The organism is Gimesia algae (assembly GCF_007746795.1).
In the GTDB taxonomy this organism is placed as follows: Bacteria; Planctomycetota; Planctomycetia; order Planctomycetales; family Planctomycetaceae; genus Gimesia; species Gimesia algae.
Map to the genome: position 1 here is coordinate 2299107 of NZ_CP036343.1, position 23503 is coordinate 2322609.

Consider the following 23503-nt stretch of genomic DNA (forward strand, 5'->3'; position numbering starts at 1 on the left):
CCCTGAAAAGTAAGCTGCTGCCTGCAATAAATCGACGTATATTTTCAATTTATTGATACTGTCCTCGAATTCTCGATTGTATAATGAGCATTTACCAGCTTCAATCAGTGCTTCTCAAGAATACGATCTTTTCATATTCAATTTCACTAAACCCAAAACAGGAGATGAACGATGACGGCCCATTATATCCCCCAAGGCTATCATGCAGTCACTCCTTATCTACTCGTTGAGGGTGCAGCGGAGATGATCGATTTTATGCAAACGGTGTTTGATGCGACCCCCGTTATTATTTCTCATCATGGTGATAAAATCGGTCACGCCGCACTGCAGATTGGCGATTCCATATTGGAAGTCGCAGACGCCTGTGAGGAATGGGGGCTAACTTCTGCTGCCATTCATCTGTATGTGCCAGATGTCGATGCGACTTACCAGAAAGCTGTTGATGCAGGCGCAATGAGTTTACGCGAACCCACCGATATGTTTTATGGAGAACGGGGAGCCTCGGTCAAAGACCCCTATGGGATTCAGTGGCACATCGCGACTCAAACAGAAGAACTCTCAACGGAAGAACTACATCGCAGAGCAGAAGAGTTCAAAACGCAACAGGCTCAGCAAAACCAATAAGCGGCTCAGGCATCCTCGTCTGAAACGGGAATGTATTTGTTAAACAATTCCGCATAGTCTTCGCGGACCGGACTGAACACATCCAGCACTACAGCAGGACCATCAACGGCGACTGCCTGATGAGGTGTATTGGGAGGAATGATAAACATGGCCCCCGCTTCGACAACCCGGACTTCATCTCCCATCGTCAGTTCCAGCTTGCCTTGCAGCAACATTCCCCCCTGCTCATGGGGGTGATGATGCAGAGGGACAATAGCGCCCTCATCCATTTCCAGATAGGACAGCATCAGATTTTCCCCAAAGGGAGTTCGCATTTTACATCCGGGAAGGACTTCCAGTGGCTTAACGGAATTAATATCGATGAATGGCATGTCAGAATCACTCCTTAATTCAATGGGACGCCTGCTGAGCTGAAAGGCAGTTCTCCTTTAAAAATAAAGAATTCGCAGCAGAATTGATAGTCTGACGAACCTGCTGTTATCTTCAACTGTCATAACCGGCTGACAGTGAACTTTGAATCTCCTCCCGCAGGACTACCTCAATGTATGTACCTTCCTCGTTTGCTGAAACTGACCTGGAGACGCTGCATCGATTTGTCGAACAGCACAGCTTTGCCACCCTGGTTACAAATGCAGGCGACTGCTCCTTCGCAAGTCATCTGCCGCTGTTACTGGATCGCGCAGAGGGAGAGTTCGGTCAATTAATCGGCCATCTGGCGAAAGCCAATCCACAGGCAGATCAGCTCCAGAGCAAAAACCTGCTGGCGATCTTTCACGGCCCGCACGCCTATATTTCTCCAGCCTGGTATGAATCGAACCATACAGTTCCGACTTGGAATTACCAGGCGGTACACGTTTATGGTTCCTGCATACTTGAGAATGATCCTGCCCAACTGAAGCAGATTCTCAAACAATATGTAGCCTTCTATGAAGCAGTTCAGCCAGCGCCATGGTCGATACCAGATTCAGACGCTGATTTTGTTGATTCATTATTACCGGCGATCGTGGGCTTCAGAATACAGATTAAGCGGGTCGAAGGAAAATTCAAACTCAATCAGAACCAAACGGCAGAACGCCAGCAAAAAGTCATCAACGCACTTCGACAACAGACTGGTGAAAACCAGCAGGCGATCGCAGACCAGATGCAGGCCAATCTGCAGGAGAGTGAAAACGACACGCCTCCCCGTCTCTAACGTGCGTACTCCACTGTTCTGGCTTCCCGCATTACCGTCACGCGAATCTCACCGGGATAGGTAAGCGTGTCTTCAATTGCCTTGGCAATATCTTTACACATCTTTGCCGCTTCACGGTCATTCACCTGATCGGAATCAACAATCACCCGGACTTCACGGCCCGCCTGAATGGCATAAGTATGATCTACGCCCGGAAAACCACAAACCAGCGTTTCCAGTTCTTCGAGACGACGGACATATTTTTCAAGTGTGTCACGCCGAGCACCGGGACGCGAGGCAGAACAGGCGTCTGCTGCAGCCACAAGTACGGTATAAATGTAGTCAGGGCGAATATCATCATGATGGCCGGCTGCAGCATGCACGACTTCCTGTGATTCGCCGTAGCGTTTCAGCAACTGCGCCCCCACAGCAGGATGGCCACCTTCCATCTCGTGATCAGCTGCTTTACCGATGTCATGAAACAGGCCACACCGTCTGGCGATGGTTCCATCCAGCCCCAGTTGCTCAGCCATCATGCCGGTCAGAGCCGAGACTTCAATCGAGTGCCTGAGCACATTCTGACTGTAACTTGTGCGAAAATGCAGTCGGCCCAGCAGGTCGATCAGTTTGGGATTCACGTTGGAAATATTCACTTCCTGACAGGCATTCTGGCCCATCGTCTGAATATATTCTTCCAGCTCTTTCTGTGTTTCTTCGACCACTTCTTCGATTCGTGCAGGATGAATCCGTCCATCGTTGACCAGTTTCTGTAATGACATTTTACCGATCTGGCGGCGGACATTGTCAAAAGCAGAGACCACAACGACTCCGGGAGTATCATCTACAATCACATCCACGCCGGTCGCTTTTTCAAAAGCACGGATATTGCGTCCTTCACGACCGATAATCCGCCCTTTCATTTCTTCTTCAGGCAGTTCGACTGTGGAGACGGTGGTTTCCGCCACGTGACCGGAAGCGAAACGCTGCACCGCCATGCCTATCGTCTCGCGGGCGATTTTATCGCAGGTCTGCTTCAACTCGTTCTGGTGCTTCATAATCAATGCACCAGTTTCGTTTTTCAGGTCACTATCCAGACGATCCAACAGCATCTGCGAAGCAGTCTCCCGGTCCAGACCACTGATCTTAAACAGTTCTTCCTGTTGTTTCTTCAGGGATCGCTCCAGTTCCTGCTCGCGCGCTTCGACCGCTTTGGAGCGGGCGGCGAGCTTTGACTGTGTCGTCTGAATCATTGCTTCTTTTTTGAGAAAATCAGCCTGCTGATCTTCCAGCGCATTCTCGCGTTTACTGAGTTTCTTCTCGACGGACCACAGCTCTTCCCGTTGTTTATTCACCTCGTCTTCAAGTGCTTCACGGCGTTTGAGCAACTCTTCTTTCGCTTCCAGTTTCTGGCTTTTAAGCAGATTTTCTGAATCAAGCTCGGCCTGTTTCAGTATCTGAGCATAAGACTGGTAGGCAGACCCTCGACGGATCCGGTCAATGAAATATCCAATGATGACCCCGACAATGAACGCCAGGGTCGCTCCAATAGCGACTTCGGTTAACATATCCCAGGTGCTTCCTATGCGCCTATAGTGAAAGCCCCTTTCCTGTCTGATACCATTTGGCGTTGGTACTCGACAGAGACAAAATTGCATCTCCCTGAACTCACCCGAAAGTGTTTTCAATCAGATCAATACAAATCATGTTGTCAGGAATTTCATGAGAATGACAGGAGCGTCAGAGAGTTTCCCGATTTTCCATGCCTGATAAAAGAAATGAATTCAAAGGCATGTCGAAATCTCAAGCAGTCCAGAAAAAAGATAATACGCTTTCAACAAACATATGGCCCGTGCTTTTACCTGCTTAGCGACGCTTAAAGCACCATCGGTCAGAGCGCACCTTCACTGGCACACGTAACCGCTGTTCTATCCCCAGACAAGACAAGACTCGACGCATCATTTCATTTTCCTCTGTCTGCTGAGTCAGAGACTCAACTTGCGGATAGAAATCTCTCCCAGAACGAATCGATTTCCGTGATTGCATCAGCGTCGGCAATACGCGCACTGCTCTGGTGAGCAGGGCATAAATTGCTAGAATTGTCTCATTGAGAATACCAGACATTGTTGATTCTCCAACTCAACTGAAACCAGGACTACTTTAGAAACTCTTAAATCACAAAGAGCACTCCACTTAAAGTTAAGTGAAAATACCCGCTTGCGATAATGCTCCCTGTCAAACTTAGAAATGCCGAAAGGAAACCTAAAAATAAATAAACAATGAAACTATTATGAAAAGCAAACTCCATAACATCCAGAAAAAAACGACAAACATCTGCCAATTCGCAAAGTTCCATAGGTTGCGAAAAGGGAGCTGAGAGTGCGTGTAACTCGAATGAGAGTGGAAACTTCTAATAATATTCCTTTTTTATGGTAACAAGACATTTCTGGTTTCGATAGTATATAGTCAGAAATATTGCCCGAAAGTCAAATCTCGAATTGGCCCCAGCGGGGTGCCCCAATTCAGACTTTAACCCGCTTAGCAGAACTCCCGTTTCCGATGAATCAGTTTATCCAGGCCGTGAAACGCGGATTGCTTACCTGCCAGCAAAGGATTCAGGACGATTCGAGCCCCGTCTCTGCCATTCGTTCAGATCAAAAGTCGCCTGCGCAGCGTCTGTTGATCGCCGTGTCCGGCGGAGCAGACAGCATGGCATTGTTGCGGGCACTACAATGCTTAGCCTCGTCTTCAGAACCGCTGATTGCTCCCGAGGGACTGGTGGTTGCCCACTTGAACCATGGCCTGCGAGGAACCGTCTCCGATAACGATGCAGAATGGCTGAAGCAGGAATGCCAGCGTCTCTCACTCCCCTGCGTGACCGAGAAACAGGAATTGAAACAGAGCTCAGATTCCGGTTTGGAAGAACAGTGCCGTAAAGCACGCTATGATTTTCTCACACGTTCAGCCTTAGCAGAACAGTGTTCGCAAATTGCAGTCGCGCATACCCTGGACGATCAGGCGGAAACGGTACTGCATCATTTTATTCGCGGGACTGGCATCACTGGACTGAGAGGAATTCCACAAACCAGAGCTTTAAAGCAAGGTTTACATCTGATTCGCCCCCTGTTGCAGGTCAGTCGCGAAGAAGTACTGACGTTTTTAAACACATGTGGCCAGGAATTCCGGAACGATGAAAGCAATGCGGACACCAGTTTCACCCGCAATCGGATCCGACATCAACTGTTACCTTTATTAAGAAAAGAGTTTAACCCCAACGTGGTGCAGTCCCTCCAGCGACTGTCACAGCAGGCGGAAGAAGTGACCTGTGTCATCAATTCTCAAGTCGACCAGATACTCACCGCCGCTACTCTCGATCAGAACCAGGAAACCTGGCGGCTGGACTGCCAGGTCTTACAGAACAACGCTGACTACCTTATCCGGCAGTGTTTCCTGAAGATCTGGCAGGAAATGAACTGGTCCCGCAAACGGATGGGATTTGATCACTGGCAGCGGTTACTGGAACTGGCAAAGTCTGGTCAAAAGTTAAGTCTACCCGATCAGATAGAAGCGGAACGTCGAGACAGACTGCTGATTTTACGTAAGCAGAAGGACAGCCATCAGTGACTGGTGGCGAATCTGATAAACATTCACATTCCTGCATACGTGTTGTGGAAATCTCGATCTGGGTTGGTTAGAATCTGGCGTTGCTGATGCTGATAACTGTCTGTTCATCGAGATCTTTTCATTCTCACGAACGGTCGTTGTGAGTTACTGTTGTGTGATCAAGACCATTCAAAGCATCCATTTCCTGATCAGCATTCGATCGATCCGCCTTTGAATTACTAACTCTTGCAGAACACGTTGCACCTATAATCACTCGCCCTCATTCATTCAAAGAAGTCGCAACTATGAACAACAATAAACCACTGTTTATTGCGAGTTTTATGACGCTCATCGCCGCCGGCGTGGGGTTTGCCATTCGTGGAGGTATTCTGGCTGACTGGGGAGCCCAGTATGGATTTACCAAATTTGAACTGGGAACAATCACTGGCGGCGGACTGGTTGGTTTCGGAATTGTGATCCTGCTAGCCAGTCTAATTACAGACAATGTCGGTTATAAACCCATCCTGCTGCTGGCGTTCATTCTGCATGTTCTCTCTGCATTAATTACATTCGCAGCCACACCGGTTTTCGAAGCCGCTGGTAAAGATGCCACTTACTGGTGCCTCTATATCGGTATGTTCATGTTCGCTGTCGCCAACGGCCTGTGTGAAGCGGTGATCAACCCTCTGGTGGCGACACTCTACCCCCACAAGAAAACGCATTACCTCAACATTCTGCATGCTGGCTGGCCCGGCGGTTTGATTATAGGTGGGATTGTGGCCGCCATTTATGCCAACATGAAAGAAACCACAGAGTGGCTCCGGTGGGAAATTCCGATGGCTGTGTTTCTGATCCCGACTCTCATTTATGGCTTCATTGTCATCAAACAGAAATTCCCTCTTTCCGAAGCGAAGTCGGCTGGCGTCAGTTTTGGGCAAATGTTGATGACCTTTGCCAGTCCGTTACTGATCTTCCTACTACTATTACAGGCATGTGTTGGGTATGTAGAACTGGGTACTGACAGTTGGATTGCCAGTATTACGGAATCTATTCTGGAAGGCCAGGGAGAAGGTCAGGGGCTTTACCTTTTTATCTATGCATCTTCAATCATGTTCGTCCTGCGTTTCTTTGCCGGCCCGATCGTAGAAAAAATCAATCCACTGGGCCTGCTCTGCATCAGCGCCTGCTTTGGTGCCGTGGGTCTCTACATGATTGGAACATTCGAGGCAGCAATTTACATCTGGCTGGCAATGACTGTTTACAGTCTGGGTAAAACATTCCTCTGGCCCACCATGCTGGGTGTGGTCGGTGAACGATTCCCTAAAGGGGGCGCTCTGACCATGGGCGCTATGGGAGGCATCGGCATGCTGTCGGCTGGACTGCTCGGTGGTCCGGGCATCGGCTACAACCAGGACTATTATGCGACACAGAAACTGGAATCGCTTTCTCCTGATGCCTATGAACGCTACTCCGCAGCAGAGGAAAAGGGCTTTCTCTTTCTGCCGGAGATCAAGGGCCTCAACGGTCAGAAAGTTGATGTTCTGAAGAACGATGGCGAAGAACTGGACAAGGCTGTGGAACAGCTGAAAGCAGAAGGTAAGACGAACGAAAACATCGAGACATTGAATCAATGGTGGCAAGGTGCAGAAGAATATGCCAAAGAGGATCAACCGGAAGTTAAAAAAGCCGGTATCTACGGCGGTCGGATGGCCCTCAAATGCACGGCCTTAGTTCCGTTGTTCATGGCCTTCGGCTACCTGATTCTCGTATTCTACTTCTACAGCAAAGGTGGTTACAAAGCGGAAGTGCTGCATGGCGAAGAACCCGTGGGTGAACACTATACCGGAGGTGTGGAAGGACCTGTGGAATAACAAACCATTTCGTAGAAACAATGGAACGACTACCCGCCTGCGGGTAGTCGTTCTTTCATTTTCAATCCTCACCACAATTTGATGAGTTTGACAGTAGTCAGTACCACCAGAGGAAAACGAATACACCAGCTTTAAAGGGTTGACTTTTAAGCCAATTGCTGGATAACTGAATGATCGTTCCGCGTAAAACAACAGAATTATCACTACCATATAATGATCTGATAACAGGTACGCTCTCATGGATAATCCATTTCCCGAAGCTCAAACATTTGTCACGCATCTTGAGTGTGGAATGCACCATGATCGTTACGAAGCCGATCAGTTGCACGGACTTTCTCAAGCGGGAAAACCTCTGCTGGTCAAATATGATTTAGAGGCGCTCACCCAGGCAGTCACAAAGGAAGTACTGGCCACCCGCCCGGCCACGCTCTGGCGGTACCGCGAATTCCTGCCGGTACGCAAATCAGAAAATATTGTAAGCCTGGGAGAAGTCCACACTCCCCTGATCCCCGTTCCCCGCCTGCAGGGAGGAAACGGTACGGTCTGGATAAAAGACGAGGGTCGGCTCCCCACAGGTTCGTTCAAAGCCCGGGGACTCTGTATGGCTGTTTCGATGGCGAAAGAACTGGGAGTCTCCAAAGTCGCGATGCCGACCAATGGCAATGCAGGCGCTGCGCTGGCCGCCTATGGTACCCGGGCCGGCATGAAGTCCTATATCTTCTGCCCGGACGATACACCGGAAATCAATGTGCGCGAGATTGCTGCCCAGGGAGCGCAGGTCTGGCGTGTGAATGGTCTGATCAATGACTGCGGCAAGATCGTCGGTCAGGGTAAGGAACAGGTGGGCTGGTTTGATTTTTCAACCCTCAAAGAACCGTATCGCATCGAAGGAAAAAAAACGATGGGACTGGAACTGGCCGACCAGATGGGCTGGGAGGTTCCCGACGTGATTCTATATCCGACTGGTGGCGGGACCGGACTGATTGGGATGTGGAAGGCGTTTAACGAACTCAAAGCGATGGGCTGGCTGAAAGGCAAACTGCCCCGCATGATCGCCGTCCAGGCATCTGGCTGTGCTCCCATGGTCAAAGCCTACGAAGCCGGTGAAGAACACGCAGAACTCTGGCAGAATGCCCACACGGTGGCAGCCGGAATTCGCGTCCCGGTTGCGGTAGGCGATTTTCTGATCTTACGAGCTGTCCGGGAAAGCAATGGTTTCGCGACAGCCGTCGACGATGAACTGATCACCGCCGCTCTGGATGAATGCTCTCAGAAGGAAGGGTTCCTGATGTGCCCGGAAGGAGCTGCCACCTACGCCGCCTACAAACAGGAACTGGCCTCGGGCAGAATCAGCCCGGACGAGAGTGCTGTACTGTTCAACTGTGCCACCGGTTTGAAATATGAACTCCCGCCAGCCGACCAGTCGATCGACATTAATCAGCCGATCGATTACTCTCAATTTAATTGATCGACGCTGTAGTAGTAAAACGTTATCGCAGGAAGTAGTGACATGAGCGATGTTCTGGTAACAGAGAATATTCAAGGCGTGTCCATGAATCGTCTCATCCAGGAGCACGATGTCGAGTTCGATGCCTACCTGTGGCAGAATACCGATCTGCTCAAACAGAAAATCCAAAACACCAAAGCCTTGATCGTCAGAAATCAGACGAAAGTCGATCGCGAGTTGATCGATGCTGCCCCCGACTTGAAAATCATCGCCCGGGCTGGCGTGGGTCTGGATAATGTAGACACAGAGTATGCCCACGAAAAAGGGATCGTGGTCTGTTTTACTCCGGATGCCAATTCACTCTCTGTAGCAGAACTTACTATCGGACTGATGCTGGCTTTAATGAGAAAAATTCCGGAAGCACGCCAGGATACCCTGACCGGCGGCTGGAACCGACTCAAATTTACCGGCAGTGAACTATATGGGAAGTCGTTCGGGCTGATCGGCATGGGACGCATTGGTTCCCTCACTGCGACTCGCGCAAAGGCATTCGGGATGAATATCCTCGCCGCCGACCCGTTTCTGAAAGCAGACGCGCCACAACTCAAAGAACTGAATGCCACCCTGCTCTCACTCGATGATCTACTGGCTGAGTCAGATGTCGTTTCCTGCCATAGCCCGTTGACTCCCGACACACGCAAAATGCTGACTTATCAGCATTTCAGAAGAATGAAACCGGATGCCTTTTTCATCAACACCTCGCGCGGCGAAGTCGTTGATGAACGCGGACTGACCCAGGCTTTGCTTGAGCATAAACTGGCCGGAGCGGCGTTAGATGTTCGAGAAACAGAGCCCCCCAAACAGAGTCCTTTGAATCAGATGGAAAATGTCATCTTAACCCCTCACATCGCCGCGTTTACTGTCGAAGCACAGGCTCGAGTGGTCGATTCGGTCTGCGAAGATGTGCGTCTGGTGTTGAGCGGAAAAAAAGCAATCAATGTTTTTGAACCTTAAACTGAGAGACACAGCCTGATGCAAGACGAACTCGAAGAAGACAAATGGTATCACGGCATTTCGCGGTACCAGTGGCTCGTTTTGACGATCGCTTCCCTGGGCTGGGTCTTTGATGTCTTCGAAGGGCAGATCTTCGTTGCCAGTATGAATGAAGCCATGCCTTCGCTCATTGAAACAGAACCACTGGATGAGGAATCCCAAAACGATCCGGTCGCTGTGGAGAAACAACAGAAAGAAATTAAAGGACGACTGGCTGTTTACAATAATATCGCGCTGGGAGCCTTTCTGATTGGCGGCGCGCTGGGAGGCATCGTCTTCGGTGCCTTAAGCGACCGGATTGGTCGTAAAAAGACAATGTCATTGACGATTCTGTTTTACTCATTCTTTACCTGTTTATCGGCGTTTTCACAGGAATGGTGGCAACTGGCCGGTTTTCGATTTCTGGTAGCACTCGGCGTGGGCGGGGAGTGGGCGGTCGCAAGTACCCTTGTTGCCGAATCGTTTCCTCCTAAAGCTCGCGCTCGAGTTGGCAGCATTTTTCATGCTTCCAGTGTTTTTGGAACTTATCTGGCGATTCTGGCAGGTGCGTTTATCATCGGTAATGAAAGTATCCAGGAATATGCCGAAAAAGTTGACTTCCCCAGCCTGCCCTGGCGAATTGGATTTGCGTTAGGAGTTGTACCATCGTTCCTCATCATCTGGATTCGCCGATCCATGAAAGAACCGGATTCCTGGCAACACGCTCAGGAAGCAGCGAAACAGGACAGCAGCCAGAAGATGGGCACCATTGGAGATCTCTTTCTGCCTGACTTTTTAAAGAGTACCTGCATAGGTGTGTTACTGGCAGCCATAGGCCTGGCCACATTCTGGGGAGTACACATTTATGGTAAAAATGCGTTTTTAAATTCAGTCACTGCCGACTATGTCGCGGAACACTTTGAGGGTCAGCCCGATGTGACCTCGGAACAGATTAAAGCATTCAAAAAAGAACCCCCTGTGACAATCAAATCGCAATTAAAAAAGTGGGAAATGCTGGGAATGTTTCTGGCGACGACTGGGGGCGGCCTCGGATTACTGGCGTTTGGACCGATCTGCGAATGGGTGGGAAGACGGGGCGCATTTTTTCTGTTCAATGCTGGCGGCTTAATCAGTTCGGTTCTGCTGTTTAATGTACTTGATGGCGCTGTTGCTATCGGCTGTTTCTTGCCCATTTTTGGTTTTCTGACGCTGGGTATGCACGCTGGTTATGCCATTTATTTCCCGGAACTCTACCCCACACGTCTGCGCGGAACTGGAACCGGTTTCTGTTTTAATGCAGGCCGCATCCTGGCAGCTCCTATCCTGTTTCTTGCTGGCTGGATGCAAAGTACTGCTGTGGGCTTGACTCTGGCGCAAACAGCGACGACGCTCAGCATGCTGTATATCATCGGTGCCATCCTTCCTTACTTTGCGAAAGAGACCAAAGGCAGCGCTCTGATGGAATAACTTTTCCCGCCGCGTTCACCCCCGCTTTCTCGAGTCATCAGTAAAATCTTGACTCATATTGACTTGTTCACAATCATGATGTTTTCTGATCCACAGTTGTGGTTTTTTGTCCTGGCTGTCATTTTTCTGTCTGCATTCATCCAGGGAATTATCGGGTTTGGATATGCCATCGTCGCGATGGCAGTCCTTCCTTTAATGCTGGATTTTCGCGAAGCCAATCTCCTGGTTGCTTTAAGCATCGTGTTACCCGTGATCTGGATCTTCTGGGCCTATCGGAAGCATTCGAATTTTAAAGTGCTGCTGGGAGCAATTGCAGGTTCTCTCGTAGGATTGCCTCTGGGGCTACTGATGTTTACCGTGATTGACCTGGATTACCTGGTGCGCGGTACCGGACTGGTGATCCTGCTGATTGTGGTCGATGGTTTTTTCCAGAAACCCGTTCAAACAGAATCCGGCCCGCAACAGGCGTCCCCAATCTGGAGTACGTTTGCCGGCTTCTGCAGCGGCTTCCTGGCCGGGTCAACCAGTATTGCCGGCCCGCCGATTGTGATTTATGCCATCCGACAACCCTGGACACAGGACCAATACAAGGGATTTATATTTGGTTTTTTCATCCTGATCTCGATCACACGTGTCATAGGTTTGTCGTTAATGGGACTGGTCACCACGCCTGTGATCCTGACATCCGCCATTGCGATTCCGTTTGTGATCATAGGCATGGCGCTGGGTACTTTGATCGGCCCCCGAATTAATCCTGTGATTTTTAAACGTTGCCTGCTGATGTTACTCGCAGTCAGTTCGCTGTACATGGTCATTCAGGGAAGCGCCGACGAGAAAGAGCTAAAACCAGAATTGTCCGCTCGTACCACTCCCTCCACAACCATTGTCCAGTAGCGGAACTAATCTGACCGTGCTTCCCATTCCTGTATCCACTTGAGAACCTGCAGTTGTTCTGCCAGCCAGTCCTCACCTGCAGTTAATTGCCGGGCTACCAACGGCAGTTCCTGAACGGTGTCCACATCACTCAACTCAGGCAGCAGATGGATTTCACCCAGATCCTGAATCTGTTCCCGAAGCACTTTTGCAGTGTCCTCGACACTGTAAGGTACATCCAGCCAGATTTTTGGATCGATCGTTATCTGACTGCCAAACAGATAAAAACCTCCATCACAGGCAGGCCCGATGACAAACTGCGGTGAATCGCTATTCGTGCACAGAATCTCAACAGCTGCATTCAATAATCTCACAGGCAGATGCGGCGTATCCGCGCCCAGGAAAATGACGAAATTATATGATGCAAGCAACTGCTGTTGCACATACGCCAGCCGGGCCCCCAAGCCCCCTGCTCCCTGATCAATGGTTTCAAACTGACTCCAGAGCGGATCGTTAACTGCTTCTGGTTCAGCGACCGCCCAGAACGGAGTGACTGATTTCTGTTTTGCGGTTGTCTGCACGACTGCTGCGACTGCTTTTGCGGAAAGGATATGAAACTGCTCCGCGCGCACCGTACCGACCGACTGTGCCAGCCTGGTCTTCAAAGGAGAGTAGCCAGGAGTTTTTACGAAGACTGCGATGGCGCCTTGCTTTGACAGCATTTCCAGGTTCGATCTTTTATCAGAAGTAATAATTGAGGGACCGCCTGCCGTGCCGTCAGCCAGAGATGTCTGACTGTCACTTTCGACCAGCCCTGCTCTCGATATTTGCGGGCACTGGTTTCGATTTCTGCGCCGTTGCACTTGAGACGTATCCCGTGTCGTCTGGCCGCCCACACCAGCAGATGATCTTCACCATAGGCTGCCTCCTCATTAAATCCCTTGAGTTCATGGAACAAAGTACTCGACAAACAGAACCCCTGATCACCGAAGGGAACCCCCAGCACATGCGAACGAAAATAAACGCCCCAGGAATTGAGCCGCATCAGCAAAAAGCTCTGATCCCGGAATTTAAGATTAAAATAGAGTAACGCATCCGGATATAAATTCAGGGTATTAAATAGCTGTTGGACAGCTGAGTCACTTAAGCGAGAATCGGCGTGCAAAAATAATAGATGTTCAGATTGAGCTTGTAGTGCCCCGTGATTCATCTGGATCGCCCTGCCTCTGGTTGTACGATGCCAGTGACTACGGCTGTTTAACCCGTAAGGCATGAGCTGCTCCTGAAACTCTGGCGGAGCCAAACCGTTTGAAACAAACAGGAATTCGGTAGATTCCGGGAACGCCCCCAGATCCACCAGTAAAGCCTGCCAACTGTCATCTCCCTGCAATATTGGAATAATGACCGAAATCGAGCAGGCTGTTTTTCTCTGATGAACGTTACTCATTTTTTATACTTAAACGGGAATTGTAATTCGTTTCACAGTATTTGAATTCATAGTAGTCCATAATACAAACTCCCAAAAGTAATCTTCATTCGGAAACGCAATGTTTCTGAAATTCACTGACTTGGCTATACTGGAAGATCTTCAAGCAGCCTTTTACTTTCAGCAGTTGTTTTCGTCAGAAATTCAAAAGAAACCGAACGGACTTTAAAGGAACCTTGAGCAAGATGAATTCTGTCAATACGCAGACGTCCTCCAGTGAAGAAGAATCTGTCTATGCCCGTTATGCAAACGCGGCGCACCAGGCTGAACCGGCACTGTGTTGTCCTGTTGAATACAATCAGGAATATTTATCGATCATCCCGAAAGAGATTCTGGAAAAGGACTATGGTTGTGGTGACCCGACCCCTTATCTCTCCCCGGGCGATACCGTTCTGGATCTAGGTTCAGGGGGAGGTAAAATCTGTTACATCGCATCACAGATTGTGGGGCCTTCCGGAAAAGTAATCGGAGTGGACTGCAATGCGGAGATGCTGGCTCTGGCCCGCAAGTATCAGCAGGACGTCGCCGATCAACTCGCATACGGAAATGTTGAATTTCGCACGGGCCTGATCCAGGACCTAAAACTGGACCTGGATCTGTTGAATCAGGAATTGTCCGCCAACCCGATCGACAGTCAGGCGCGCTGGCTGGAATTACGGAATCTGGAAGAACGGCTGCGACAGGAGTCACCACTGATTCCAGATGACTCGATTGACTGTGTGATCTCAAACTGTGTTTTAAACCTGGTACGTGAGAGCGACCGTAGCCAGTTACTGCAGGAAGTCTTTCGAGTTTTAAAACGCGGTGGGAAAGCGGTCATCAGTGATATTGTCTGTGATGAAATCGTTCCTCACCATATGCGCAAAGACCCTGAACTCTGGTCAGGATGCATTTCTGGTGCCTTCCAGGAAGCCGCGTTTTTGAAGGCATTTGAAGACGCCGGGTTTCATGGGATCGAAATACTGAAACGCGAAGAAAACTCCTGGCAGACAGTAGAAGGTATTGAATTCCGATCGGTGGTTGTCTCGGCGTATAAAGGTAAACAGGGCTCCTGCCTGGAACGAAATCAGGCGATGATATATCGCGGACCGTTTAAGAAAGTCGAGGATGACGATGGGCATACTTATTTTCGAGGCCAGCGGATCGCCGTCTGTGATAAAACATTTCGACTGCTGCAGGCTGCGCCTTACGCAAGCCAGTTTCTCCCGGTTGAGCCATATCAGGATATTCCCCTGGAGCAGGCACGCGAGATGGACTGTCGCAGGAATGCGATCCGCAGTCCCTTGGAAACCAAAGGCAAAAACTTTAATCTGACTACTCAGATTATGGATGACTGCTGTAGTCCGGACAGCGGTTGCTGCTAGACTCCGTTTTTCGGAATAGAATTCCGTTTACACTCAAATCGGGAAGACTGATGCCCCCTCTCACCCTGCTTAGACAACATAGCAAACTAGCGGACCCGCGTGAACAACTGCGGATTCTAAATGAACATTCACAACAGCCGACGTTTGAAAAACAGTTACAGCAGCATCAACTCCCCAACCTGCAGGCGACAAGGATTGATACCTTGCAGGTCAACCTGGGAAAACTCTGCAACATGACGTGTGAGCATTGTCATGTCGATGCGGGTCCTGACCGCAGGGAAATCATGACAGCTGAAACGGTAAAGGAGTGTCTGCAGGCCTTGCAACATCCGGGATTTGAAATACTCGATTTAACCGGTGGTGCGCCGGAAATGAATCCACAGTTTCGAGAGATGGTGATCGCCGCCCGCCAGCTGGGTAAACGCGTAATCGATCGGTGCAATCTGACGATATTACTCGCCCCCGGTTTTCAAGATCTATCAAAATTTCTGGCAGAGCATCAGGTCGAAATCGTGGCCTCTCTGCCCTGTTACCTGCAGGAAAATACGGATGCACAACGGGGCAATGGTGCTTTTCAAAAATCGATTGACGCGCTGCAGCTTTTGAATTCATTCGGCTATGGAACTTCTGACTCAGGATTGAAGTTAACACTGGTTTATAATCCGGTCGGTTTTTCACTACCGCCTGATCAATCGGAACTGGAAGCCGCCTACCAACGCGAGTTGAAAACACGATTCGATATTCAGTTTACAAACCTGATCACCATCACCAATATGCCGATCAGCCGGTTTCTGAGTGAGCTGATCCAGCAAGGACAGTTTGAAGAATACATGGAGCGTCTCGTGAGCGCTTTTAACCCGGGTACTGTGTCCGGGCTGATGTGCCGCTCGATTCTCTCAGTCGACTGGGAAGGATATCTCTACGACTGTGATTTTAACCAGATGCTGAATATACCGATCGCAGTGTCTGAGCAAAGACACATCCGTAATTTTAATTACGATGATCTCGTCAACAGAAACATCAATTCCAGCCAGCATTGCTATGGCTGTACGGCAGGGGCTGGATCAAGTTGTGGCGGAGCCATTCAAAACCCGTGACACCTCCGCCCTAACGCTGGATTGACGGTTTTTGCCAAGCCTGTTCTGCCCCCTTCACAGCCGATTTATGAAACCATTGTAAAGAATAGATGAAGGTTCCTGACGGGATCCGAATACTCAATTTTGAACCAGTGCAGGCAGGCGAACTATTCAAGTTATCACCATTTGTTTATCAGGAAAAACCGGTCCATCCCGGGAGCAACTTTTTCCCGCTGACAGCGAAAAACTACGCTTTTTTCCTCATGTGTTTACGGCACGCAGACGGAAATAGAACTATATATTTCCAGTTCTTTTTTTTTCGCACTTGACAAAGTATTTTAAATATAATAATGGAAATATTCTGAACTATATTTTTGCCTTTCAAGAGTCGAAATAGTTCTCCCCGAATGTCAATACGATCCCACGATTGGATGTTGACATGGGGCTTTAATGCTCTGTAAAAATCGTATAGAAATTTGGAAAGATTGCACAAAGAAACAACGAGGATTTAACTGTGTTAGTAATTGATTCACCCCTTATCGAATCCCCCGAAAAACTTGATCCATTTACGGAAGAAACCCCTATAGTTTTCTTTTCACTGGATGATGATGAAGAAAATATTGGTTTCGATGACCTGGAAGACCTCGACGATGAATTCGACGATGACGAAGACGATTTCGATGATGATGACGAAGAAGAAGAAGAAGAAGAATTCGATGATGAAGAAGATGAGTTTGATGATGAATTCGATGATGATTTTGATGACGATGACGCGTTTTAAAATAATCTGATGCCAGGTTAGTCGACTCGCCATTGAATTGATTTAAAAGGCGAGTTTCGCCCCCTCTCTTCTCCGTCCACACGATGCGACGATCCACCCGCCAATCACTTGAGTAGGGGTGCTTCCACCAGCTTCCTGAACTCTCCTACTGAAAAGATACTATCCATGCAGGGACTGGTCGAAAAAATAAATGATGCTGTCGAATATCTGAAACCTCGGATTCAGGAGCCCCCTCAGGTCGGTTTAATTCTGGGTACCGGTCTGGGTGGCTTCACTCAACAGATCAGCCAGCAGAATTCAATAGCATATGAAACGATTCCTCACTTTCCCCGCTCGACGGTAGAATCACATGCGGGTCAGTTGGTATCTGGAATCTTAAATGGAACCCCGATTGTCGCGATGGAAGGCCGATTTCATTTTTATGAAGGCTACTCCATGAAAGAGGTCACTTTTCCCGTTCGAGTAATGAAAGCCCTGGGGGTCGAAACCTTGATCATCACCAATGCCTCGGGTGGGATGAATCCTCACTATCAGCTGGCAGATATTATGATCATTGAAGATCAGATTAATTTAATGGGTGACAATCCATTACGTGGTATCAATGATGATCGACTCGGCGTCCGTTTCCCGGATATGTGCGCCCCCTACGACCGCAGCTTAATCAGGCTGGCTGAACAGAAGGCGCTGGAACTACAGATACGTACTCAGACAGGGGTATTTGTCGCCGTTGCTGGACCAAACCTGGAAACACGTGCGGAATATCGTATGCTGCGTCAGATGGGTGCAGACTGCGTGGGCATGTCGACGGTCCCTGAATGCATTGTCGCCAATCATGCGTCCCTGAAAGTATTGGGGCTCTCGGTGGTGACTGATCTCTGTCTGCCCGATGCCCTGGAACCAGTTGAGATCAGTAAAATCTTAAAAGTGGCAGCAGATGGTGGCCAGAAACTGGCTCAATTGATACCGCAAATCATTGCGGAATTGTAATCCCCCAGATCGCATGAGCTTACTTGAGAGCACGTCACATTTCACCATAGCGTCTCTTATACTCGGTCCAACTGCCCTGGAGACGTTACAGTAAAACGGGACACAGTCGGGAACACTGACCAGGTTATTTTCCTCTGGAATGATATTCCAGATACCAGTCGACAAATCGATCAATCCCCTGTTCAATCGATGTAGAGGGAGCAAATCCTGTTGCCTGCTGCAACTCTGAAATATCTGCATACGTTTCCAGAACATCCCCTGGTTGCATCGGGTAATTTTCACGAATCGCAGGTTTGCCGACTCGCTGTTCTATCACATCGATCAATCGGGCGATTCCTACAGGCTGATGATTACCGATGTTATACAATCGATAGGGGGCAACCGTCTCTTGAGTCAACTCGTCGGCAGTTGCTTTCCCAACAGGCTCTGTTCGAACGGGCGTCTGTTCCAGAACTCCCAGCACTCCGGTTACGATATCATCAACGTAGGTAAAATCCCGTTTAAGATTTCCATGATTGAATACCTTAATGGGTGTCCCTTCCAATATGGCTTTAGTAAAGAGATAGACAGCCATGTCAGGCCGACCCCAGGGACCATAGACTGTAAAAAATCGCAATCCAGTGGTAGGTAGATCGTATAAATGGCTATAACTATGAGCAATCAGTTCATCAGACCGTTTGGTCGCAGCATACAGACTGACAGGGTGATCAACGGCATCATGTGTAGAATAAGGAATCTTTCGATTCGCGCCATACACAGAACTGGATGAAGCATAGACAACATGTTCCATCTCTTTCAGTCGGCATTGCTCCAGCAGATTCACAAAGCCCAACACGTTACTCTGAATATATTCGAGCGGTCTGAGCAGGGAATTCCTTACTCCGACTTCGGCTGCCAGATGGACCACCTTCTGAAAAGAACTCTCATTAAACAGCTGCGAAAGGCATTCCACGTCTGTGATATCCGCTTCATGAAACTGAAACGTCGGGTATTGCTGTAATTCTGCCAGCCGATCGAGTTTCAAACTGACGTCATAATGGCTGTTAAGATTATCAACCCCCGTCACCCGATGCCCTTGTGAAAGCATGCGAGCAGAAACATGAAATCCGATGAAACCAGCTGCTCCCGTCACCAGAATATGGTTCATACCGATTCCTGTTGCATCAGATTCCGATAGTACTCAACAGTCTTGGCCAAACCTTCCTGTAATGAAACTCCGGGTTCCCAGTCTAGAAATTTTCGTGCTTTGGTAATGTCGGGACAGCGCTGTTTTGGATCGTCAGTCGGTAGCGGTTCATAAACTAATTCCGAGCCAGAATTGACTGACTTCAATACAGCCTGTGCCAGTTCCAACATACTGTTCTCTATAGGATTCCCCAGGTTAATCGGTCCGGTTGTCTCATCCTGGTCCATCATTTTCAGAAAACCTTCAATCAGGTCATCAACATAACAGAAAGAGCGAGTCTGCTGACCATCACCATAAATTGTGAGTGGCTCTCCCCGCAGTGCCTGATTAATGAAATTGGAGATTACACGACCATCATTCGGGTCCATTCGCGGCCCATAGGTATTGAAAATTCTTACGATGCGAATCGGCACCTGATGTGCCTGATGATAATTAATACACAGCGATTCTGCGATCCGCTTGCCTTCATCATAACAACTGCGAGGGCCAAGAGGGTTCACATTCCCCCAATACTCTTCTACCTGCGGGTGCACATCCGGATCACCATAAACTTCGGATGTGGATGCGTGCAGCACCTTGGCACGACAGCGTTTTGCCAGCCCCAGAACATTCACCATCCCGACACTCGATGTCTTGATTGTTTTGATGGGATTATATTGATAGGCAACCGGAGACGCCGGACATGCGAGATTGTAGATCTCACTGACTTCCAGATAAAACGGATGCACAATGTCATGCCGGATCAATTCAAACCGGGGATGTCCGATCAGATGAGCAATATTTCTTTTGCTGCCTGTAAAGAAGTTATCGAGGCAGATCACTTCCCTGCCCTGTTCGATCAGTCGGTCACATAAATGACTTCCCAGGAAACCGGCTCCACCAGTTACTAAAACAGAGTTCACCAATTATTCCTTTTCGAAAAACAAGCTACCTGAATCAGGGATGAACCCTTGATTTACTTTATCGTTATATTGCAAGTGTACTTTAACAGAACGTTAAAAACGAGAATAGAAATCCGTTTCCACCCCGGAATTTTATGTAATTCATTTGGGAAACTGGAAGGATGAAGCAAAACAGGGCTTGAAGTGGCGAAGTGTCGTGTCCAAGAGTAGGATTACGAGGCGTTACGTTCCGCCATTTCATTTGAGGCAACTTCGTCCACTGCCTGTGAAAGCAGTTGCTTATCCTGTTCAATCTCGAAATCGGTCCGCTTCATTAGTTCAGAGTAGGCTTCATCAACTTTCTGAAGTTCCAGCGGCAGGTTGATTTTTGACTGCAATTCTGACAGGCTTGTCGCAAGCTGATGAAAAGAGCGAGAGAGAATCACCCACTCAGATCCCAGCCGTGCATGCGCACTCAATACCAGCCGCCCTGAAACCAGCCCCTGATCCATTGTAGAGATCCCCCCAATGCCGAAGGGGATTTCGGCACGTCTGCAAATTTCAGCCATTTTATCCACAATTCCATTTGACATCAGCTCAAACATGAAATTCAGCTCCATGTCGAGATGTAAATCATTTAAACCAATATGGATCCGTGAGACACCAGGGAGTTGTACGATTTGATCGAGTTGATTCATTGCTCCGATCGTTTCCACCAATGGCACCACTCTGGCCCGTGAATTGACTCGATCGCAGAACCATTCTATTTCTTCAAGCGAACGGAACATCGGCAGCATCAGCGCATCCGCCCCCTGATCCAGTGCACTTTCAATCTCAACCGATGTTTGAGGATTCAGAGGATTCAAGCGAACCAGAACTTCAGCATTCTGGACCACATTCTTGACACGCGAAATATTTTCTACTTTATGGTGTGAAATCACTGTATCCCTGCCTCCCTGACGCTCGACTTTTCCCAACAACTCGAGATCAATGAAGATACAATGGACGCCGCAGCGATCGACGTATTTTGCAATCTCAGGGCAATCAGTGATAAATAAATACTTCATTATAAAGACAGCTTCCCGTTGAAACGCGGCAAGTGATTCTTCAGGATCAATAAAACAGCCCCAAAACAAAGCCCCCCCAGTCCCACAGAACATATAAACAAGTGGACATGATCCGACACGATATTGACTATCATAGTGGAAATCGAGATCCCTGAGAATGTCAGAAAGACCAGGGCTGAGTAATGTTTCAAATCAATACCCTGAATTATGGATACCTTTAATTTTACATGCAATGAAACAGCCAGACCCAGAAAATGTAGCCAGCTGGCCAAAACAAACGCCAGCATGATCCCGGATATTCCGAGAAACTCTCGCAGTCCCAGCGAAAGCAGAATGAGACAGGCTAGAGAGACACAACTGATTTTAAAAGGAATGATCGTTTCATGTCTGGCATAAAACACATTCATTGTCAAAATAGATAAAAACAAGGCTGGCATCGACAAGATAGAAATCTGCAGCAATTTCGCGGTATTTGCAACATCCAGTGCTGAAAACTGGCCACGTTGAAACAACAGCGAGACTACCGGTTCAGCACTTACATAAATGGCAATGCCTGCAGGAATAGAAATTAATAAGATCAATCCAGCTATCTGACTGACCATTCTCGCCCCCGTAGTCAGATCCCCTGTCGCAAATATTCGACTGAGCCTGGGAAAAATCACCATTGAGATCACAGCCCCTATTAATCCTCGTGGCAGCTCCACCAGTTTTTGGGCATATTCAAACAGACTGATTCCCCCTTCATACATCGAAGCAAATGATCGTGACACAACTGGAAAAGTAACTACCAGACCAATGGCGGTGAGTGCCTGGAAGTATTTTACCATCAGTTGCCGGTTCAAGGAACTCAAGCGAAAAAAGGATTTAAAAGCCCCTTTAAAGTCACTTACAAAATAACAGCAGATGAGTTGAGTCAGTAATCGAAATAAACTTGCCACCACCACTGCCCAGGCGAGAATCTCAATTTGTCCTGGTGTCACCCAGAGAAAAATCACCACGATCAGGACCAGATTAAAAAATAAATTTCCATATGCGGGAATCACTGGTTTGTGATGCCCCTGTAGAACGGCAGAAGTGACCGCTGTCACAGCGCTGACAGGAAACGCAATCAATACAATTGAAATCAGTTTGCCGGCCTCGTTTATCTGAGCAGGTGTGAACCCGGAAGCGAGTAGTTGCGTAAACCATGTCCCTCCCATAACCAGCAGGAAAGCCAGAACACCAGTCACGACAGCGATCGCAAAAAAAGTCTGCACGATCAGCTGACTGGCAGACTGTTCTGAAACTTCTTCATTGCGACGATGCATTTCTGGTATCAACACCACACCTAAAGCGCCCCCCACCAGCATGGCATTCAGTATATCCGGGACGGAAATGACGAGTATGGCAAGATCGTTCGCATAGGTAACACCGAGTACCGTTGCAAGTCCTAAAATGCGCAACAGGCCTGTCATTCGCCCCAGCAGCATCGCCAGAGCAACTAATATCGCCGACACAGATGTGGCTCGTTGTGTCATATTCGCTATAGCTTCGTTAAAAAATATTCATTTCAGAATTCATGTCGCAAGCCCGTCAGATGGTGTAGCGTTCTACGTTGAAATACCGGAGATTCTGTCTGATCCAGTCGGAAGTGGCTGCGAGCCCTGACTGAAAAGATACCTGACTTTTCCAGTCGGTCAGTTTCTGAATTTTCGTATTATCGGCCAGGAGCCGATTCACTTCACTTTTTTCGGGACGAATCCGATCCTCATCACACAGGATGGGCACCTCACGTCCCGTAACTTCCATCAGAATTTTCGCAGTTTCTTCAATGGACCATTCCCTGCCGCTCCCAATATTAACAACTTCACCTTCGGCCTGCTTACAAAGTGCAAGAGCAATCATTCCCGCCGCCGTGTCGGTAGCAAAATTAAAATCGCGTGTCGGTGTTAACGCTCCCAGTTTTAATTCAGAGCAGCCTGAGAGCAACTGACTGGCAATCGTCGGAATCACAGCTCGTGCCGTCTGCCGCGGCCCATAGGTATTAAACGGCCGAGCCGTTACAACAGGCAGTTCAAACGATAGATAAAAACTTTCTGCCATCTTATCTGCGCCAATTTTACTGGCGGAATAAGGAGACTGCCCGACCAGGGGATGATCTTCATCAATGGGGACTCGCTGCGCAGAACCATATACTTCCGAAGTAGAAACATGTACTAATCTGGTGAGACTGTCTGAACTGCGACATGACTGTAAAACATTTAATGCCCCTGTGATATTGGTATCCACATACGAGCGGGCAGCTACGTAGCTATAGGGGATGGCAATCAGACTCGATAAATGAAAGACATACTCGCAGCCTGTGACAGCTCCGTTAACCCGTTCTGCATCCCGAATATCCCCCTGAATGACTTCAATGGACTGCAGAACCTCAGTAGAAATATCGTTCAACCAGCCAATCTGGTTCCAGGAATTGTAATAGACCAGCGCACGCACACGGGCCCCGGATGCGACAAGCTGTTCGACCAGATGGCTCCCGATGAAACCATCGGCCCCTGTGACCAGAACCTGCTGACCTGTTAATGACTCTGTCATGCTTGATTTCTTTAAT

General features: G+C 48.6%; 21 protein-coding genes. 12 read left to right on the forward strand and 9 right to left on the reverse strand.

Features of this window, described 5'->3' with window-relative positions; translation table 11 throughout:
* Positions 1-171 precede the first annotated feature (171 nt).
* Positions 172-624: a VOC family protein gene (locus tag Pan161_RS08310; RefSeq protein ID WP_145225791.1), complete on the forward strand. Its 453-nt coding sequence runs from the start codon at positions 172-174 to the stop codon at positions 622-624.
* A gap of 5 nt (positions 625-629) precedes the next feature.
* Here the strand turns inward: Pan161_RS08310 and Pan161_RS08315 are convergent, their stop codons facing one another.
* A complete protein-coding gene (locus tag Pan161_RS08315) occupies positions 630-995 on the reverse strand; it encodes a cupin domain-containing protein (RefSeq protein ID WP_145225792.1) in 366 nt (121 codons plus the stop codon).
* Positions 996-1165: 170 nt separating this feature from the next.
* On the opposite strand from Pan161_RS08315, the gene Pan161_RS08320 reads away from it, so the two are divergent.
* Positions 1166-1816, forward strand: a complete 651-nt coding sequence (locus Pan161_RS08320; protein WP_145225794.1) for an FMN-binding negative transcriptional regulator — start codon at positions 1166-1168, stop codon at positions 1814-1816.
* Here the strand turns inward: Pan161_RS08320 and rny are convergent.
* Positions 1813-3360 (reverse strand): ribonuclease Y, encoded by a 1548-nt coding sequence (gene rny, locus Pan161_RS08325; RefSeq protein WP_145225796.1) that lies wholly within the window; start codon positions 3358-3360, stop codon positions 1813-1815. The two genes, Pan161_RS08320 and rny, sit on opposite strands and share 4 nt — an antisense overlap.
* A 991-nt stretch (positions 3361-4351) precedes the next feature.
* Between rny and tilS the strand changes: the two genes are divergently transcribed.
* From tilS to Pan161_RS08355, 6 genes are all read left to right on the forward strand, one after another.
* A complete protein-coding gene (gene tilS / locus Pan161_RS08330; RefSeq protein WP_145225798.1) occupies positions 4352-5416 on the forward strand; it encodes a tRNA lysidine(34) synthetase TilS in 1065 nt (354 codons plus the stop codon).
* A 284-nt stretch (positions 5417-5700) separates the two neighbouring features.
* Entirely contained in the window at positions 5701-7266 is a 1566-nt protein-coding gene (locus Pan161_RS08335) for an MFS transporter (protein WP_145225800.1), read from the forward strand.
* Positions 7267-7504: 238 nt separating this feature from the next.
* Positions 7505-8734 (forward strand): threonine synthase, encoded by a 1230-nt coding sequence (locus Pan161_RS08340; RefSeq protein ID WP_145225801.1) that lies wholly within the window; start codon positions 7505-7507, stop codon positions 8732-8734.
* Between the two features lie 42 nt (positions 8735-8776).
* On the forward strand, positions 8777-9727 hold the full coding sequence (locus Pan161_RS08345) for a hydroxyacid dehydrogenase (RefSeq protein WP_145225803.1): 951 nt from the start codon (positions 8777-8779) through the stop codon (positions 9725-9727).
* Positions 9728-9745: 18 nt separating this feature from the next.
* Positions 9746-11212 (forward strand): MFS transporter, encoded by a 1467-nt coding sequence (locus Pan161_RS08350; protein ID WP_145225805.1) that lies wholly within the window; start codon positions 9746-9748, stop codon positions 11210-11212.
* Between the two features lie 75 nt (positions 11213-11287).
* Complete coding sequence (locus Pan161_RS08355) at positions 11288-12106, forward strand: sulfite exporter TauE/SafE family protein (protein ID WP_145225807.1); 819 nt, start codon at positions 11288-11290, stop codon at positions 12104-12106.
* 5 nt (positions 12107-12111) lie between these two features.
* On the opposite strand, the gene Pan161_RS08360 is transcribed toward Pan161_RS08355, so the two are convergent.
* Positions 12112-12807 (reverse strand): TIGR04282 family arsenosugar biosynthesis glycosyltransferase, encoded by a 696-nt coding sequence (locus Pan161_RS08360; protein ID WP_145225809.1) that lies wholly within the window; start codon positions 12805-12807, stop codon positions 12112-12114.
* On the reverse strand, positions 12771-13532 hold the full coding sequence (locus tag Pan161_RS08365; protein WP_145225811.1) for a TIGR04283 family arsenosugar biosynthesis glycosyltransferase: 762 nt from the start codon (positions 13530-13532) through the stop codon (positions 12771-12773). The genes Pan161_RS08360 and Pan161_RS08365 overlap by 37 nt, the downstream gene beginning before the upstream one ends.
* Positions 13533-13756: 224 nt before the next feature.
* Between Pan161_RS08365 and Pan161_RS08370 the strand changes: the two genes are divergently transcribed.
* The 4 genes from Pan161_RS08370 (at position 13757) to Pan161_RS08385 (ending at position 17779) form a co-directional block, all read left to right on the forward strand.
* Positions 13757-14935, forward strand: coding sequence for a methyltransferase domain-containing protein (locus tag Pan161_RS08370; RefSeq protein ID WP_145225812.1), 1179 nt, complete (start codon positions 13757-13759; stop codon positions 14933-14935).
* 50 nt (positions 14936-14985) lie between these two features.
* Complete coding sequence (arsS, locus tag Pan161_RS08375) at positions 14986-16032, forward strand: arsenosugar biosynthesis radical SAM (seleno)protein ArsS (RefSeq protein WP_145225814.1); 1047 nt, start codon at positions 14986-14988, stop codon at positions 16030-16032.
* A 493-nt stretch (positions 16033-16525) separates the two neighbouring features.
* The gene (locus tag Pan161_RS30480) at positions 16526-16792 is read left to right on the forward strand and encodes a hypothetical protein (RefSeq protein WP_197995768.1); all 267 of its coding nucleotides are present in this window, start codon (positions 16526-16528) and stop codon (positions 16790-16792) included.
* 165 nt (positions 16793-16957) lie between these two features.
* A complete protein-coding gene (locus tag Pan161_RS08385; protein ID WP_145225816.1) occupies positions 16958-17779 on the forward strand; it encodes a purine-nucleoside phosphorylase in 822 nt (273 codons plus the stop codon).
* Positions 17780-17903: 124 nt separating this feature from the next.
* Here Pan161_RS08385 and Pan161_RS08390 read toward each other — a convergent pair whose 3' ends face one another.
* The 5 genes from Pan161_RS08390 to Pan161_RS08410 form a co-directional block, all read right to left on the reverse strand.
* Positions 17904-18926, reverse strand: a complete 1023-nt coding sequence (locus tag Pan161_RS08390) for an NAD-dependent epimerase/dehydratase family protein (RefSeq protein WP_145225818.1) — start codon at positions 18924-18926, stop codon at positions 17904-17906.
* Entirely contained in the window at positions 18923-19867 is a 945-nt protein-coding gene (locus tag Pan161_RS08395) for a UDP-glucuronic acid decarboxylase family protein (protein WP_145225820.1), read from the reverse strand. The genes Pan161_RS08390 and Pan161_RS08395 overlap by 4 nt, the downstream gene beginning before the upstream one ends.
* Positions 19868-20079: 212 nt before the next feature.
* On the reverse strand, positions 20080-20913 hold the full coding sequence (locus Pan161_RS08400) for an aldolase/citrate lyase family protein (RefSeq protein ID WP_197995769.1): 834 nt from the start codon (positions 20911-20913) through the stop codon (positions 20080-20082).
* A complete protein-coding gene (murJ, locus tag Pan161_RS08405; RefSeq protein WP_197995770.1) occupies positions 20913-22409 on the reverse strand; it encodes a murein biosynthesis integral membrane protein MurJ in 1497 nt (498 codons plus the stop codon). Before murJ ends, Pan161_RS08400 begins: the two co-directional genes overlap by 1 nt.
* A gap of 76 nt (positions 22410-22485) precedes the next feature.
* The gene (locus Pan161_RS08410; RefSeq protein ID WP_145225827.1) at positions 22486-23487 is read right to left on the reverse strand and encodes an SDR family NAD(P)-dependent oxidoreductase; all 1002 of its coding nucleotides are present in this window, start codon (positions 23485-23487) and stop codon (positions 22486-22488) included.
* Between the last annotated feature and the right edge of the window lie 16 nt (positions 23488-23503).